Below are 15,224 nucleotides of genomic sequence, written 5' to 3'. Positions count from 1 at the left end.
TGAAGTGTACGGTCTGTCAAAGCGATTGGCGACGTGGTAAGCGCAGGCCTGTCGATTCTGCAGTTCGAGACGGTACCGTGCCTGCCCTGAGCGCCAAAACGAGCCCCGCCCTGACCGGAAACGTGACGGTCCCCGGGGACAAGTCGATTTCCCATCGCGCCCTGATTCTCGGCGGTGTCGCCGTCGGCCGGACCGAGGTGACCGGCCTCCTCGAAGGCGAGGACGTGCTGCACACGGCCGAATGCATGCGCCGCCTGGGGGCGACGGTGGAACGCCTCGGCCCCGGACATTGGCAGGTCGACGGCGTCGGCGTGGGCGGCCTGATCGAGCCCGCCGACATTCTGGACATGGGCAATTCCGGCACCGGCGCCCGCCTGCTGATGGGTCTCGTCGCCGGCCATCCGGTGACCGCGATCTTCACCGGCGATGCTTCCCTGAACCGCCGTCCCATGGCGCGGGTCACCGATCCGCTGTCGCGCATGGGCGCGCGCTTCGTCGGCCGGGCCGGCGGGCGGCTGCCGCTGGCGGTGGTCGGCGCGCGGGCGCCGATGCCGATCGAATACCGCCTGCCCGTCGCCTCGGCCCAGGTGAAATCGGCGATCCTGCTGGCCGGGCTGTGCGCCCCGGGCGAGACCACGGTGATCGAGCCCGAGCCGACGCGCGATCATTCCGAACGCCTGCTCGGCCATTTCGGCGCCGAGGTCAGGGTGGTCGACGGCGCCGACGGCGAGCGCCGGGTCACCCTGCGCGGCCAGCCGGAGCTGACCGCCGCCCCCGTGGTGGTGCCCGGCGATCCCTCCTCCGCCGCCTTTCCCGTGGTCGCCGCCCTGATCGTGCCGGGCTCGGACGTCACCGTGGAGAACGTCGGCCTCAACCCGCTGCGCGCCGGCCTGTTCGACACGCTGATCGAAATGGGCGCCGACATCGCCTATCTGAACCGCCGCGTCGAAGGGGGCGAGCCGGTCGCCGACCTGCGCGTGCGCCATTCCGCCCTGAAGGGCGTGACCGTGCCCGCCAGCCGCGCCCCCGCCATGATCGACGAATATCCCGTGCTGGCCGTCGCCGCCGCCTTCGCCGAGGGCACCACGCGCATGAACGGCCTCGCGGAGCTTCGGGTGAAGGAGAGCGACCGCCTGGCCGCCGTCGCCGCCGGCCTCGCCGCCAACGGCATCGCCCATGAGGCGGGGCCGGACTACCTCCACGTCAAGGGCGGCGCGGTCGCGGGCGGCGGCACGGTCGCCACCCATCTCGATCATCGCATCGCCATGTCCTTCCTGGTCATGGGGCTGGCCGCCGGGGCCCCGGTGACGGTGGACGACGTGCGCATGATCGACACTTCCTTCCCGGGATTCGCGGCCATGATGACCGGCCTCGGAGCCGTCTTCTCATGAGTGGTGCCGGGTCCGAGCACGGCGCCTTCGTCGTCGCCATCGACGGACCGGCCGCCGCCGGCAAGGGTACGTTGGCAAGGCGGCTCGCGGACGAGTTCGGCTTCGCCTACCTCGATACCGGCTCGCTCTATCGCGCCGTGGCGCTCGCCCTGATCCGCGCCGGCCTGCCCGCACCGGACGAGGCGGAGGCGGAGGCGGCCGCCCGCGCCCTCGATTTCGCCCTGCTCGCCTCGCCCGACCTTCGGCGCGAGGAGACGGGCAATCTGGCCTCCGTCGTCGCGGCCATGCCCGCCGTGCGCGCCGCCCTCGTGGATGCCCAGCGCCAGTTCGGCGCCAGGCCGCCCGGCGGCAAGCCCGGCGCCGTCATCGACGGCCGCGACATCGGTACCGTGATCTGCCCGGACGCGCCCGTGAAACTGTTCCTGACCGCCAGCACCGAAGCCCGCGCGCTGCGCCGTTTCCGCGAGCTTACGGCGAAGGACCAGCCGGCCGACATGGCCCGCATCAGGGCCGAGATCGAGGCCCGCGACGCCCGCGACGCCGGCCGCGCCACCGCCCCCCTGAAGGCGGCCGACGATGCCCACTTGCTGGACACCTCGGATTTGGCTATTGAAGAGGTCTTCGCCAAGGCGAAGGCCATCATCGAGAGGGCGCGGCAATCGCGGACCTGAACAGGCGTGATCCCGAAACGCGGGGGGCCTGGGCGGGAAGTCCGTGGTTCCCGTGCTTTTTGTCATGCGTGCCCCCGGGGAGAAAACCCGTATTCGGGTAGGGGGAAGACCGCCGGAGACAACCGGCAGGCCGGTAAGAATTGTTAGGAGACTGCTGAGAATGACCGAGTTCAAAGAGAATTTCGCGGAGATGCTGGAAGAGTCCTTCGGGACCGCCAATTCTCTCGAAGGTACCGTGATCGAAGGGCGTGTCGTTTCGATCGAGAATGATTTCGCGGTGATCGACGTCGGCCTGAAGGCCGAGGGTCGGGTCGCGCTGAAGGAATTCGCTGCTCCCGGCCAGAAGGCCGAACTGAAGCCCGGCGACATCGTCGAGGTCTATCTGGAGCGCATGGAAAACGCGATGGGCGAAGCGGTGATCAGCCGCGAGAAGGCCCGCCGCGAGGAAGCCTGGACCATCCTGGAGCGCGCGTTCGAGAACGGCCAGCGCGTCGAGGGTGTGATCTTCGGCCGCGTCAAGGGCGGTTTCACCGTCGACCTTTCGGGCGCCGTGGCCTTCCTGCCCGGCAGCCAGGTCGATGTCCGCCCGGTGCGCGACATCACCCCGCTGATGGGCGTGCCCCAACCCTTCCAGATCCTGAAGATGGACCGTCGCCGCGGCAATATCGTCGTGTCGCGCCGCGCCGTCCTCGAGGAGACCCGCGCCGAGGCCCGCTCGGAACTGGTCGCCAACCTCAAGGAAGGCCAGATCCTGGAAGGCGTGGTCAAGAACATCACCGACTATGGTGCGTTCGTCGACCTGGGCGGTGTGGACGGCCTGCTGCACGTGACCGACATCGCGTGGCGCCGCGTCAACCACCCGTCCGAGGCGCTGACCATCGGCCAGACCGTGAAGGTCCAGGTCATCCGCGTGAACCCGGAAACCCAGCGCATCTCGCTCGGCATGAAGCAGCTTCTCGCGGATCCGTGGGATGGTGTCGCCGCCAAGTATCCGATGGGCGTGAAGTTCCTCGGCCGCGTGACCAACATCACCGACTACGGCGCCTTCGTGGAGCTGGAGCCGGGCGTCGAGGGTCTGGTCCACGTCTCCGAGATGAGCTGGACCAAGAAGAACGTCCACCCGGGCAAGATCGTCTCCACCTCGCAGGAAGTGGAAGTGATGGTGCTCGAGGTCGACGCCAACAAGCGCCGCATCTCGCTCGGCCTGAAGCAGTGCCTGGAGAACCCGTGGTCGGCCTTCGCCGCCATGCATCCCCAGGGCACCGAGATCGAGGGCGAGGTCAAGAACATCACCGAATTCGGTCTGTTCATCGGTCTCGACGGCGGTGTGGACGGCATGGTCCACCTCTCCGACCTCGACTGGAACCGTCCTGGCGAACAGGCGATCCAGGACTACAAGAAGGGCGACATGGTGCGTGCCGTGGTTCTCGACGTCGATGTCGAGAAGGAGCGCATCTCGCTCGGCGTTAAGCAGCTCGCGCGCGACCCGCTGGCCAATGCCAACGAAATGCGCAAGGGCTCGGTCGTCACCGGCACCGTGGTCGAAGTGAACGACGGCGGCGTCGAGGTCGAGGTGGGCGAGGATGGCCTGCGCGGCTTCATCCGCCGTGCCGACCTGGCGCGCGACCGTCAGGACCAGCGTCCGGAACGCTTCGCCGTGGGCGACAAGATCGACGCCAAGATCACCAACGTCGATCGTGCCACCCGCAAGCTCTCGCTCTCCATCAAGGCGCGCGAGATCGAGGAAGAGAAGGAAGCGGTCGCCCAGTACGGTTCGTCCGACAGCGGCGCCTCCCTCGGCGACATCCTGGGTGCGGCCATGTCCAAGGCCCGCGCCAAGGCGGAGGCGGAAGCCGACGAGGAGTAATCCTCGAACATCTGTCCGCTCAGGCGGAAGGACACGGGGCGCGCCAGCGATGGCGCGCCCCGACTGTTTCGAGGTCCGCGCGCGCCGACAATGGCGTGCCCGGATCGCTTTCGGAGGTGGCGGGCCGCCGTCAGTCGAGCCCGGTCTTGCCCGGGGCCCAATAGGCCTTGGTGGAAATGCGGGCGGCGGGGACGGCGTGGCGTTTCAGGGCCCGGCGCAGGCGCTGTATGGTGCCGGCCTTGCCGGTCAGGACGAAGGCGGCGCCGGTGGCGGCGAGGGCCGGCAGGGCGGCTTCCATCCCGGCCAGATGGCCGTCGCCGGCCGTGCGGGCGAACAGCCGGGCATCGCCGAGACCGAGATGGGCCGCGACGGCGCGGCAGGCTTCGACATCCCCGACCTCGAAATGGCAGGACACCCGACGGGACTCGTCCTGGCGCGACAGCGCGTGGCCGAGGCCGATCGAGGTTTCGTCGCCGAAGACGGCGAGCGGCCCCGCAACGGCCCCGACGTCCAGGGAGCGGCGCGGGCCGAAGACATCGCAGGCCGCACCGGGCGCGAGCCCGCGGACCCAGGCGGCGCCCGGCCCGTCGCCATGCATGAAGCCGAGGAGGCGGCTGCGGCCGCGTCCCGCGTCCCAGTCCATCGGCGTATAGGTCCGCGTGACGAAGGCGGAGCCCATGGCGATCTGTGCCTTCTGGCCGGGGATCCAGGCAACGTCCCGAAGGGCCGGGCCCTCGAGGGTGATCAGGCGGAAATCCGGGGCCAGGTCTTCGATCGCGGCGATCGTCGCGCGCTTCATCAGGAGCCGCAGGAGCGCCTGGTTCAGCCGGCCGGGAGCCCTGGCGGCGGGGGTTTCGGTCGATGCCATCGCGAGCCTCACAGGGTCCTGACGGTGAATTCGTTGCCGCGGCCCTCATCGATCGGCAGCGGCCGCGAAGCGTAGCCATTCGCGCCGTCGCGGACATAGTCCAGATAGCCGGGATCGAAGGCGTTTTCGCCGAGGATCACGGCGCCGCGCCGCAACCCGGGCTCGATCATTCTGAGGACCGGCAGATAGAGCGCGAAGGCACCGTCGAGCAGCAGGAGATCGACCGGCCCGCCGACGTCTTCGAGCGTATCGAGGGCGTCGCCTTCACGGATGTCGACCAGATCGGCAAGCCCCGCCGCGTCCAGATTGGCGCGCGCCCGCGAGGCCTTGGCGGGCTCGAACTCGGAACCGACGAGGTGGCCGCCGCCATTGTCGCGCAGCGCCGCCGCGAGATAGATCGTCGAGACGCCCATCGACGTGCCGAATTCGACGATCCGGACAGCCCGGCAGGCCCGGGCGATCATGTAGAGGAAACGGCCGCAGGCCCGCGTGACGTTGAGGAAATGATCGGCATGGTCACTGCAGACCGCCCGATAGTCCAGCCGCTCCGCCGCGATCAGGCCCGCCGCCGTCTGTTCCAGCGTGGCGCCGGACGCCGCCATCGCGGCCCCGACCTCCGCGAAATAGCGGCCGTCCGCGACCTCGCCCTCCCGATGGAGCCGATCCAGAACCCGGGTCACCGGTCCGCTGTCCAACGTGTTCACGCCACATCCTTCCAAAGACGCGAAAGCCACCGAAGCCCCCGACAGGTGCAGGGCGAGGATAGGCGGGCCGGAACTTGGCGTCATTTCGAAAGCATGACATAATATTATTCAATCCGGCCAATATCATGATCCTTTCGAAGGCGCAGCATGCCGATCCTGACGTCACCGCCCGACGAAGCCGAATGGGTCGACCCCGACGAACTGCCCCGCTCAGTCGTGACCTTCGGTTTCGCCTCGGCCGATTTTCGCGGCGTCGAACTGGCCCCCCACCGCCACGCGAAGGGGCAGATCATCCTGGTGCAGCAGGGCGCCCTTCGATGCGAGGTCGAGGGCGGCCTGTGGAGCGTGCCGCCGCGCAGCGCTCTCTGGATTCCCGGCGGCGCGCTCCATGCGATCAGGATCGAGGGCCCGCTCGAAGGCTACAACGCCTTCGTCGATCCGACGGTGAACGCGGCCCTGCCCGACGCCTGCCGTGCCGTCTCGGTGACGCCATTGCTCCGCGAACTTCTCGTCCGCGCCGCGCATCTGCCCGCGCTCTACGAGGAGGGCGGCGCCAATTCGCGGCTGGTGGCGGTGCTGCTCGACGAGCTCGCGGCGGCGAAGGTCGAGGATCTGCACCTGCCGATGCCGGCGGACGCCCGCCTGCGCGCGATCCTCGACGAAATGCTGGCCGCGCCGGCGGACCGCGAGCCGCTGGCGGCCTGGGCGAAGCGTGCCGGCATGAGCGGGCGAACCCTGGCGAGGCGCGTGCGCCGGGAAACCGGCATGAGTTTCGGGCGCTGGCGCCAGCAGTTCGGTGTCATGCTGGCCGTGAACCGGCTGGCCGGCGGCGCCACGATCCAGCAGGTCGCCGCCGATCTCGGCTACGAGAGCGTGCCGAGTTTCGCGACGATGTTCCGGAAAGTCCTCGGCACCTCGCCGGGACGCTATATGGCGGAGCGGCACGCGGGCCGGTCCGGGCCGGCCGCGGCCTGAACCGGATCGGCACCCGCCCGCGACGGGTGCCGCGGCCGCGCTAGCGGTCGGCGTCCCGGACGATGGTGGTCGGGTCGCGAACCCAGGCTTCCTCCGTGGCGGCGAGCAGCTGGCCGGGCCACATCAGGAAGTTCGGCGGCACCGCCAGCGCCGTGTCGCGCACGAACGGCCTGGCCGCGGCGAGCGCCCAGCGCGGCGACGGAATGGCGCCGCGCGGCAGGCGCGCTTGAGGGGTATCCGAGTCTGCCATGCCTTCCTCCCATCAGCATGTCGATTGAAGAGATACCCCCGACGTTCTCGATCGTTGAAGAAGGTGATTACCCCACATGTTTTCGATTTTTTTCCGGGAATGACACAACCCAGAATATATTTTTCGCGACGGAATGAGAGGAGTGTTTCCCGCCGCCGATCGCCGACCGTCGGGCGTCACCCGGCCACCGCACGCCATTCCAAGCCGAAGCGCGCCAGATATTTCCGCAGGCGATCGGCGTCGTTGGCGGTGCTGCGGCGGGTGCGCGAGGCGTTGAAGAGAGTGCGGCCGGCGTCGGAAAGGGTACGACTGGCGCGGCAGACGCGGATGACATCGGCGAGTTGAACGCGGTCGAAGCGGTCGATCGCGGCAAGGGCATCCGCGGTGAGGAATTCGGACAGGAGGTCGCCCGCGCCCGCTTCGTCCGCCCGCGCCTGGCCGGACCAGAGCCGGCGCAGGCGGGCGATTTCGACGTCGACCGTCTCGGTATCGATGCGGCCCCGGGGCGCGAGGGTCGCCATGCGCGTGATGCTGGCGGCGAGATCGCGGAAATTGCCGGGCCAGGAGGCATCGGGGGCGGTGGCGAAGGCGAGATAGCGCTGGCGGGCTTCCTTGTTGAAGCTGACGCGGTCTCCTTCCCGTTCGGCGAAACGGTCGAGCTCGTAGTCGAGATTGGGCTCGATGTCCTCGCGCCGGGCGGCGAGGCCGGGAAGGCGGAAGGTCCACAGGTTCAGGCGGGCATAGAGATCCTCGCGGAAGGCGCCGGCCGAAACCGCTTCGCCCAGGTCACGGTTGGTGCCGGCGATCAGTTGAAAATCCGATGCCGCCTCCCTGTCGGAGCCGACGGGGAGGAAACGCTTGTCCTCGATCGCGCGAAGAATCATCGCCTGTTCGTCGAGGCCGAGTTCGCCGATCTCGTCGAGAAACAGCATGCCCCGGTCGGCCGCGCGCAACAGCCCGGGCCGATCCGAGACGGCGCCGGTAAAGGCCCCTTTCCGGTGGCCGAACAGGGCGGACATGGCATTGTCGCCCTTCAGGGTCGCGCAATTCACCTCGATGAAGCTGCCGGCGACCTGATGCTTCAGGCGCTTCAATTCGTGAATGCGTCGAGCGAGCTGGCTCTTGCCCGCGCCGGTCGGGCCCATCAGCAGAACCGGCGCGCGGGAGCGCAGCGCCACGCGCTCGATCTCGTCGATCATGCGGTTGAAGGCGCCATTCCGGGTCTCGATGCCGGACTTGAGGAAGGACGCGCTCTCGGCGCTGGCGGCGGCGAAACGGGTGGCGATACTGTCGTAACGCGACAGGTCCAGGTCGATGATGCTGTAGCTGCCGGCCGGCCTGATCTCCCCGCGCGACGGCTGGGTCTGGAGCAGGCGCCCGGGCAGGTCGCGCGCCTCGGTCAGGAGGAACAGGCAGATCTGCATCACATGGGTGCCGGTGGTGATGTGGATCAGATAGTCCTCCGCCTCGGGATCGAAGGCCTGGCCCCGCGCGAAGTCGAGCAAGGTGCCGTAAACCTCCTCGAAATCCCAAGGATCCTTGAAGTCGAGGCGGCGCAGATCGACCGACGTCTCGGGTGAGACAGCACGCACGTCTTCCGTCACATAGGCCGCCAGCCGGTCGTGCGCCTTGCCATGCAGCAGGATCAGCCGGTCGACCCGCAGATCGTCATGCATGGCAAGGCCGACCGTCGGCCGCCACTTGTTCCAGCGCGACGGCCCGAACTTGCTGGCATCGAGGGTGGAGCCCAGGAATCCGATCACGGTCAGCGGTTTCATAATTTAGATAATAGGATAAAATCCGATCTTAATCGATATTATTTTTCCATTCGGCCAAATGCCATCATCTCGCCTGGAAAATTATTATCCGTTCAATTTCAATAACTTATAGAAAACTCACCGATCATCATCGGGATTGGCATGCCTTCTGCAGATCATCCAGCGTCGGTCAGGCGAAGGCGCCGCCGGCGGACGGAATGGGGGGCGGCCGGATCGAGCCGGTCGCCCCCGGGATGAAGGAGTTGGACGATGGCCAACAAGGGATTGTTCGCGAGCGCCGTGGCCATGCTGCTGCCGAGCACCGACACGCGGAACCGCGCGGGGGCGCAGGCCTATGACTATGCGCCGGCCGCCAAGCTCGCCCAACTGGCGGCGACCGGCACCCTGTCCGAGACGTTCTATGCCGGCGCCGAGACGCAGCTTGCCGACGTGCTGGAGGCCGCCCGCAAGCTCGACCCGCTGTTCGTCGCCAAGGCGGCGGTCTATGCGCGGACGTCGGGCGCGATGAAGGATATGCCGACCCTGCTGACCGCCTATCTGACCGTCGCCGATCCCGACCTCGCGGTTCGCGTCTTCGGCCGGGTGATCGACAATGGCCGCATGCTGCGCAATTTCGTGCAGATCATGCGGTCGGGTCAGGTCGGGAGGAAGTCGCTGGGCACGCGGCCGAAGCGCCTGGTGCAGAACTGGCTGGAGCGGGCCTCGATGCGCGACCTGATGGCCGCCGCGACCGGTGGCGATCCGAGCCTGGCGGACATCGTGAAGATGGTCCACCCCAAGCCGGCGGACGCCGTGCGGAAGGCTTTCTACGGCTGGCTGCTGGACCGTCCCTACGACGTCGCCGCCCTGCCGGCGGAGATCGCCGCCTTCGAGGCCTGGAAGCGCGACGGCACGCTGCCGCTGCCGCCCGTGCCCTTCGAATGGCTGACCAGCTTCCCGCTGACCACGGCGCAATGGTGCGAGCTTTCGGAGCGGATGGGGTGGCAGGCGCTGCGCATGAATCTGAACACCCTGGCGCGCAATGGCGTGCTGGAGGAGAAGCGGGTACTGGAACGCGTGGCCGAAAGGCTCGCGGATCAAGACACGCTGCACAAGGTCCGGCCCCTGCCCTATCAGCTCATGATGGCGCTGGGTCAGGTCTCGAACGGTGTGCCGCTGGCGGTTCAGGCGGCGCTGGAGGAGGCGTTGGAGTTCTCGCTGCGTGCCGTGCCGAAAGTGCCGGGCCGCGTGGTGGTCTGCCCCGATGTTTCGGGGTCGATGCATTCGCCGGCGACGGGTTACCGCAAGGGCGCCACGTCCAAGGTTACCTGCATCGATGTCGCCGCGCTGTTCGCGGCGGCCATGCTGCGCACCAACCGGCAGGCCCGCGTGCTGCCCTTCGGCACCACGGTATATCCGGTCGCCCTGCCCCCGGATGACCGTCTTGCGGTCAATACGGCGCGTCTGGCGGCGTTGAATGGTGGCGGGACCAATGTCTCGGCGCCGCTCGCCCTGCTGGCCGACGAGAAGGCGGAGGTCGATCTGGTGGTCATCGTCTCGGACAATCAGTCCTGGGTCGATGCCACGCGGTACGGCGCCACGGCGACGATGCTGGAATGGCAACGGATCGTGAAACGGAACCCGCAGGCGAAACTCGTCTGCATCGATATCCAGCCCTATGGCACCGCCCAGGCGACCGGACGGCCGGAAATTCTGAATGTCGGAGGGTTCTCCGACGCGGTCTTCGACGTGATCGCGCGCTTCGTCTCGGGCGAGACGCGCGACTGGGTCGGGATCGTCGAACAGACGGAGGTTTGAGAACAGGGATCGTGGCGAATGCTGGCGGGACTACACGTCACAACCGCGAGGCCCGACGAGTAAAGCGCCCCGACGCCCGCAAGGGCATGGGGAGATGCGGGTTCGAACCCCGCCGCCGACACGTAGCTTAAGGGCCGCGTCTCGCCGTCTCTCGTCGCCACGATCCCCCCCCCTAACCCCATGGCGAATGCCTGGCGGACTACATGGACTGTCACTCCCCGGGTCGCGGGTTCGACGCCTGTCGGGCCGGCAAAACGGTCGCTAGCTTCGCGCTAGAGTGAGGCATGTCCGCCATATGCCTGGTCGCCATGGACCATTTCGATGCTGGCGAATGCCGGCGGGACTACTTGGACAGAGCGCCCACATCCGTGTGGGAGGCGGTGGTTCAACTCCACCTCCGGGCAACCGGATAGCTCAGGCACCGTCTCGCCCTCCGTCGTCGCCAGTCCGAGCCGAAGCGCGGCGAATGCCGGCGGGACTACATTTAGGCAGTCAGGAGGTTCGAATCCTCCCCTCATGGCGAGAGCCATGGGAGAAATGTCTCGCCAATCGCTGGTCGTCGCGTGGAGGCACGACAGAGAAGGACAAGTGAGGTCAGCCATGACCGAGAAGACTTACGACATCCAGCACGTCGAAGGCGGCGTGCCGATCAAGATGTGGACGAAGGGCGTGCCGGTCGACGACAAGGCGCGGGTACAGCTCGCCAATGCGGCGCGGATGCCCTTCATCTACCGCCACATGGCGGCCATGCCCGACGTCCATGTCGGCATCGGCGCCACCGTGGGTTCGGTGATCCCGACCAAGGGCGCGGTGATTCCGGCGGCGGTCGGCGTCGACATCGGCTGCGGCATGATGGCGGCGCGGACCTCGCTGACGGCGATGGATCTGCCCGACAGTCTGGAAGGCATCCGTTCGGCGATCGAGCAGGCCGTGCCCCATGGCCGCGCCGTCGGCCGGGGCAAGCGCGACAACGGAAGCTGGGGCGATCCCGGCCCCGAGATCGTCGCCGCCTGGGCGACGCTGGCCGATCGTTTCGACCGGATCGCGGCCAAGTATCCCCGGCTGAAGAAGGCGAACAGCCTCGTGCATCTGGGGACGCTGGGCACCGGCAATCACTTCATCGAGATCTGCCTCGATACCGAGCAGCGGGTGTGGATCATGCTCCACTCCGGCTCGCGCGGGGTGGGCAATGCCATCGGCAGCTTCTTCATCGAGCTGGCGAAGCAGGATATGCGGAAGTGGTTCGTCAATCTGCCCGACGAGAATCTGGCCTATTTCCCGGAAGGGACCGACCATTTCGACGATTACGTCGAGGCGGTCGAATGGGCCCAGGATTTCGCCGCGCTGAACCGGCGGACGATGATGACCAATGTGATCCGGGCGCTGCGCGGCCGGATCGCCAAGCCCTTCGACGCCGAGCTGGAGGCGGTGAACTGCCACCACAATTACGTGGCGCGGGAAAACCACTTCGGCGCCAACGTGCTCGTGACCCGGAAGGGCGCGGTGCGCGCGGCCAAGGGGGCGATGGGCATCATTCCGGGCTCGATGGGGGCGAAGTCCTTCATCGTGCGTGGTCTCGGCAACGCCGAGGCGTTCGACAGCTGCAGCCATGGCGCGGGACGCGTCATGTCCCGCCACGAGGCCAAGCGCCAGGTGACGCTGGAGGAACACATCCACGACACCGAAGGCGTCGAATGCCGCAAGGACGCGGGCGTGATCGACGAAACGCCCAAGGCCTACAAGCCGATCGAAGCCGTGATGGCCGCCCAGGCCGATCTGGTGGAGATCGTCCACACCCTGAAGCAGGTGGTGTGCGTGAAGGGCTGAGGCCCTTCACGCCGCCCATTTAGAGGACATCATGATCACGATCGACGGGGCCGAAGGCGAAGGCGGCGGGCAGGTGGTGCGCAATGCGCTCGCCCTGTCGCTCGCGACCGGCCAGCCCTTCCGGATCACCAATATTCGGGGCGGCCGCGAAAAGCCGGGCCTGATGCGCCAGCATCTGACCGCGGTGGAGGCTGCCTGCGCCATCGCCGATGCGACCTGTGACGGCGCGGCCGTCGGGGCGTCCGAAATCACCTTCCACCCCGGCACCGTCCGCGCGGGCGACTATCATTTCGCGGTCGGCACCGCGGGCTCGACCAGCCTCGTGCTGCAGACGGTGCTGATGCCGCTGGTGATGGCGGGCGCGCCGTCGCGCCTCGTGCTCGAGGGCGGCACCCACAATATGCAGGCGCCGCCCTTCGATTTCATCGATCGCTGTTTCCTGCCGGTGCTGAATCGCTTGGGTCCCCGCGTCACGGCCCGGCTGATACGCCACGGCTTCTATCCGCGCGGCGGCGGCCGGGTGGAGATCGAGATCGCGCCCGCGCCGCTGTCCCCGGTCGATTGCCTCGATCGCGGCGCGCCCCTCTCCGTATCGGCGACGGCGCTGATCGCCGGCCTGCCGTTCGACATCGTCACGCGCGAGATCGAGACGGCGCGGCGGTTCCTGGATTGGCCGGAAGAGGCCTTCGCCACGCATGAACTGCCCGCGGATCGCGGACCGGGCAACGTGCTGCTGCTGGAGGCCGCTTTCGAACGGGGAACGGAGATTGTGACGGGTTTCGGCAAGATCGGCACCTCGGCCCAGTCGCTGGCCAAGACGGCGGCCCAACGCATGGCGGGCTTCATCGGCTCGGCGGCTTTCGCCGGCCCCTATCTGGCGGACCAACTGCTGCTGCCCTTCGCGCTCGCCGGCGGCGGCGCCTTTACCACGGTGAAGCCGAGCCGGCACAGCCTGACGGCGGCGGATGTGATCGCCCGCTTTACGGGCCAGCGCTGGACCTTCGCCGCGCAGGACGACGGCACCCATCTCGCGCGACGGATCTGAGCGGCGAAAATGGAACGCGGACCGGGATCGTCGATCCCGGTCCGCGCCCGCCCCGACCCCCAAGTTTTCAGTGAGCCCTTATGCCTGGTGGATGGGGACCTCGGACGCCGCATCGGCTTGTACCGCCGTTTCGCCGGCGCCCGTCGCTCGGTGCAATGGGATAAGCCGTATGCATTCGTCAGAATGCAAACTTCTTATCATTTAAGGCTTTTATCCGGCGAAACAAGATCCGCCGGTTTCGTCACGTGAGACAGGCGGACGCGACGTCACGATCCTATCGCTTCGGTGGCAGCGGGACGAGGGCGGAGGTGCGGCGCATGTAGTCGGCAAAGCCGGGGCGGCGCTCCAGGCTGCGCTGGTCCATGAAGGGAATGCTGGCGAAAAGGAACATGGCGGTCATGGCCAGGGCGCCGGGTGCGATCCACCACCAGAATTGCGGCGCGGCGGCAAGGCCGAAGAGCATGAGGCCCCACCAGAAGCTCATCTCGCCGAAATAATTGGGGTGGCGCGACCAGGCCCAGAGCCCGCTCTGGATGAAGCTGCCCGGCTGCTTCCTCGCGACGAAGGCGTGAAGCTGGCGATCGGCGACGGTCTCGATCGCGATGGCGCCCAGGGTGACGGCGACCGCCACCGCGTCGAGAAGGCCGAAGGGCGCCCGGCCGAAATTCATGACGGCGTAGACCGGCAGGCATCCGAGGAAGACCTGCACGGTCGGGAACAGATGGATGCCGAAGAGATCGGCGAGGATGGCGGCCTTGCCCGCGCGCTGGCGCACCAGCGGATAGCGCCAGTCCTCATGGCCCAGGCCGCCCCAATGGATGGCCCAATTCGCCGTCAGCCGGATGCCCCACAGGACGACCAGCACGATCACCGCCAGCGCGCGCAGACCGTCGATCGCGTCGCCCCCCGTCGCGTACCAATGGACCGCCAGCAGGGGCGGAATCACACTCCAATAGGCGTCGTAGAAGCTGGAATTGCCATAGGCCCGGCTGAAACCGAAGATCACCAGGGTGGCGACGACATCCGCCGCCAGGGCATCCCAGGGCGCCGGCAGGCCTACACCATGGAGGCCGGCACCGTAGAGGACGGCGGCCCCCGCCGCCACGCACAGCCCGTAGGCGATGACGATCGCCAGGTTGTCGGCCGGTCTTGCCGCCATGTCCTTCCCCCCCTCGCCCGGGCTTTCCACCCGTCCCCGGAGGGCAGTCTAGCGGAGCCCCGGCCGGGCCGCGCGGGGAAATCGGCGCTCAGCGCTTGCGCACGAATTCCGTGCGCAGCACGAGGCCCTTGATGCCTTCGAAGCGGCAGTCGATCTCTTCGGGGTCGGCGGTCAGGCGGATCGACTTGATCACCGTGCCCTGCTTCAGGGTCTGGCTGGTGCCCTTCACCTTCAGATCCTTGACCAGGGCGACCGAATCGCCATCGGCCAGAATGTTGCCGGCGGCGTCGCGCACCTCGACCGGACCGGCCGTCGCGGCGGCCTCGGCCGCCATCTCCGACGCCGGGCGCCATTCGCCGGTCGCCTCGTCATAGACGTATTCGTCGTCGTCCTGGGCCATGGACATCTCCCGTTTCTCGAAACGAGGGCATGTCTACGCGCAAGCCCCCGTCTTCACCAAACGGAAAGAACGGCGCGGATCAGGCGGACAGAAGCCCCGCCTCTTCCCGCGCCAGGATGCCGGCCGCGTCGAGACTGCGGATCGGCCGGCCCGCCGGCAGTTCGCCGGCGGCGAGCAGGCCGAGATAACGGGCGCAGCAGACCCGGAGGAACGAGGTGAAATTGCCCGGGTCGTGGCCCGCATCGACCGCCTCGTCGTGCAGGCGCGCGATCAGGCGGTTCACGGTCAGGCCGTCGCGGGCGGCGATCTCTTCCAGGATACGCCAGAAATAATCTTCCAGCCGGATGCTGGTGACCATGCCGCCGAGGCGGAGCGATTTGGCCCGGCTGGCCCAGAGCGACGGATCGGCGCCGATGAAGAGTCTGCACATCGTCTTCCTCCCCTTTTGCCTTTCCGCGAGGCTACGCCCGCGAAGCGCCCGGCGCCAAGTCC

The 15,224-nt window shown here is 67.9% G+C and carries 14 protein-coding genes; 7 read left to right on the top strand and 7 right to left on the bottom strand.

Annotation, left to right across the window (positions count from 1 at the left end):
* Nucleotides 1-77 precede the first annotated feature (77 nt).
* The 3 genes from aroA (at nucleotide 78) to rpsA (ending at nucleotide 3,929) form a co-directional block, all read left to right on the top strand.
* Entirely contained in the window at nucleotides 78-1,391 is a 1,314-nt protein-coding gene (gene aroA / locus L2U69_RS10620; protein WP_236106780.1) for a 3-phosphoshikimate 1-carboxyvinyltransferase, read from the top strand.
* On the top strand, nucleotides 1,388-2,062 hold the full coding sequence (gene cmk, locus L2U69_RS10615) for a (d)CMP kinase (protein ID WP_236106779.1): 675 nt from the start codon (nucleotides 1,388-1,390) through the stop codon (nucleotides 2,060-2,062). The genes aroA and cmk overlap by 4 nt, the downstream gene beginning before the upstream one ends.
* Nucleotides 2,063-2,222: 160 nt before the next feature.
* The gene (gene rpsA, locus L2U69_RS10610) at nucleotides 2,223-3,929 is read left to right on the top strand and encodes a 30S ribosomal protein S1 (protein ID WP_236106778.1); all 1,707 of its coding nucleotides are present in this window, start codon (nucleotides 2,223-2,225) and stop codon (nucleotides 3,927-3,929) included.
* A 130-nt stretch (nucleotides 3,930-4,059) separates the two neighbouring features.
* Here the strand turns inward: rpsA and L2U69_RS10605 are convergent, their stop codons facing one another.
* Together L2U69_RS10605 and L2U69_RS10600 are read right to left on the bottom strand one after the other, a co-directional pair.
* Nucleotides 4,060-4,797, bottom strand: coding sequence for a siderophore-interacting protein (locus tag L2U69_RS10605; RefSeq protein WP_236106777.1), 738 nt, complete (start codon nucleotides 4,795-4,797; stop codon nucleotides 4,060-4,062).
* 8 nt (nucleotides 4,798-4,805) lie between these two features.
* Entirely contained in the window at nucleotides 4,806-5,501 is a 696-nt protein-coding gene (locus L2U69_RS10600) for an O-methyltransferase (protein WP_236106776.1), read from the bottom strand.
* Nucleotides 5,502-5,648: 147 nt separating this feature from the next.
* Here L2U69_RS10600 and L2U69_RS10595 point away from each other — a divergent pair, with 147 nt between their 5' ends.
* On the top strand, nucleotides 5,649-6,476 hold the full coding sequence (locus tag L2U69_RS10595; protein WP_236106775.1) for an AraC family transcriptional regulator: 828 nt from the start codon (nucleotides 5,649-5,651) through the stop codon (nucleotides 6,474-6,476).
* Between the two features lie 40 nt (nucleotides 6,477-6,516).
* Here L2U69_RS10595 and L2U69_RS10590 read toward each other — a convergent pair whose 3' ends face one another.
* Nucleotides 6,517-6,726 carry a hypothetical protein gene (locus L2U69_RS10590; RefSeq protein WP_236106774.1) on the bottom strand — a complete coding sequence of 70 codons (210 nt, stop codon included), beginning with the start codon at nucleotides 6,724-6,726 and terminating at the stop codon, nucleotides 6,517-6,519.
* Nucleotides 6,727-6,902: 176 nt separating this feature from the next.
* Complete coding sequence (rtcR, locus tag L2U69_RS10585; RefSeq protein WP_329605391.1) at nucleotides 6,903-8,489, bottom strand: RNA repair transcriptional activator RtcR; 1,587 nt, start codon at nucleotides 8,487-8,489, stop codon at nucleotides 6,903-6,905.
* Between the two features lie 264 nt (nucleotides 8,490-8,753).
* On the opposite strand from rtcR, the gene L2U69_RS10580 reads away from it, so the two are divergent.
* The 3 genes from L2U69_RS10580 to rtcA all read left to right on the top strand — a co-directional run bounded on the left by L2U69_RS10580 (nucleotide 8,754) and on the right by rtcA (nucleotide 13,173).
* Entirely contained in the window at nucleotides 8,754-10,301 is a 1,548-nt protein-coding gene (locus L2U69_RS10580; RefSeq protein ID WP_236106772.1) for a vWA domain-containing protein, read from the top strand.
* A gap of 600 nt (nucleotides 10,302-10,901) precedes the next feature.
* Nucleotides 10,902-12,128: an RtcB family protein gene (locus tag L2U69_RS10575; RefSeq protein ID WP_236106771.1), complete on the top strand. Its 1,227-nt coding sequence runs from the start codon at nucleotides 10,902-10,904 to the stop codon at nucleotides 12,126-12,128.
* A gap of 31 nt (nucleotides 12,129-12,159) precedes the next feature.
* Nucleotides 12,160-13,173 carry an RNA 3'-terminal phosphate cyclase gene (gene rtcA / locus L2U69_RS10570; protein ID WP_236106770.1) on the top strand — a complete coding sequence of 338 codons (1,014 nt, stop codon included), beginning with the start codon at nucleotides 12,160-12,162 and terminating at the stop codon, nucleotides 13,171-13,173.
* Between the two features lie 274 nt (nucleotides 13,174-13,447).
* Here rtcA and L2U69_RS10565 read toward each other — a convergent pair whose 3' ends face one another.
* The 3 genes from L2U69_RS10565 to L2U69_RS10555 form a co-directional block, all read right to left on the bottom strand.
* Entirely contained in the window at nucleotides 13,448-14,332 is an 885-nt protein-coding gene (locus L2U69_RS10565) for a DUF1295 domain-containing protein (RefSeq protein WP_236106769.1), read from the bottom strand.
* 88 nt (nucleotides 14,333-14,420) lie between these two features.
* Complete coding sequence (locus L2U69_RS10560; protein ID WP_236106768.1) at nucleotides 14,421-14,732, bottom strand: alkylphosphonate utilization protein; 312 nt, start codon at nucleotides 14,730-14,732, stop codon at nucleotides 14,421-14,423.
* 79 nt (nucleotides 14,733-14,811) lie between these two features.
* Nucleotides 14,812-15,162 carry a ribbon-helix-helix domain-containing protein gene (locus tag L2U69_RS10555; protein WP_236106767.1) on the bottom strand — a complete coding sequence of 117 codons (351 nt, stop codon included), beginning with the start codon at nucleotides 15,160-15,162 and terminating at the stop codon, nucleotides 14,812-14,814.
* Nucleotides 15,163-15,224: the final 62 nt, after the last annotated feature.

It is taken from the genome of Zavarzinia marina (assembly GCF_021568905.1).
Taxonomy (GTDB): domain Bacteria; phylum Pseudomonadota; class Alphaproteobacteria; order Zavarziniales; family Zavarziniaceae; genus Zavarzinia; species Zavarzinia marina.
Note: the sequence above shows the minus strand (reverse complement) of the source record. Positions and strands in the feature narration are given on the sequence as shown.

What these genes read in the sequence shown, in the direction of transcription:
- L2U69_RS10565 (WP_236106769.1), bottom strand. Translation starts at nt 14,332, where the DNA reads ATGGCGGCAAGACCGGCCGACAACCTGGCGATCGTCATCGCCTACGGG.
- L2U69_RS10590 (WP_236106774.1), bottom strand. Translation starts at nt 6,726, where the DNA reads ATGGCAGACTCGGATACCCCTCAAGCGCGCCTGCCGCGCGGCGCCATT.
- L2U69_RS10605 (WP_236106777.1), bottom strand. Translation starts at nt 4,797, where the DNA reads ATGGCATCGACCGAAACCCCCGCCGCCAGGGCTCCCGGCCGGCTGAAC.
- L2U69_RS10575 (WP_236106771.1), top strand. Translation starts at nt 10,902, where the DNA reads ATGACCGAGAAGACTTACGACATCCAGCACGTCGAAGGCGGCGTGCCG.
- cmk (WP_236106779.1), top strand. Translation starts at nt 1,388, where the DNA reads ATGAGTGGTGCCGGGTCCGAGCACGGCGCCTTCGTCGTCGCCATCGAC.
- L2U69_RS10595 (WP_236106775.1), top strand. Translation starts at nt 5,649, where the DNA reads ATGCCGATCCTGACGTCACCGCCCGACGAAGCCGAATGGGTCGACCCC.
- L2U69_RS10555 (WP_236106767.1), bottom strand. Translation starts at nt 15,162, where the DNA reads ATGTGCAGACTCTTCATCGGCGCCGATCCGTCGCTCTGGGCCAGCCGG.
- rtcA (WP_236106770.1), top strand. Translation starts at nt 12,160, where the DNA reads ATGATCACGATCGACGGGGCCGAAGGCGAAGGCGGCGGGCAGGTGGTG.
- L2U69_RS10580 (WP_236106772.1), top strand. Translation starts at nt 8,754, where the DNA reads ATGGCCAACAAGGGATTGTTCGCGAGCGCCGTGGCCATGCTGCTGCCG.
- L2U69_RS10560 (WP_236106768.1), bottom strand. Translation starts at nt 14,732, where the DNA reads ATGGCCCAGGACGACGACGAATACGTCTATGACGAGGCGACCGGCGAA.
- rpsA (WP_236106778.1), top strand. Translation starts at nt 2,223, where the DNA reads ATGACCGAGTTCAAAGAGAATTTCGCGGAGATGCTGGAAGAGTCCTTC.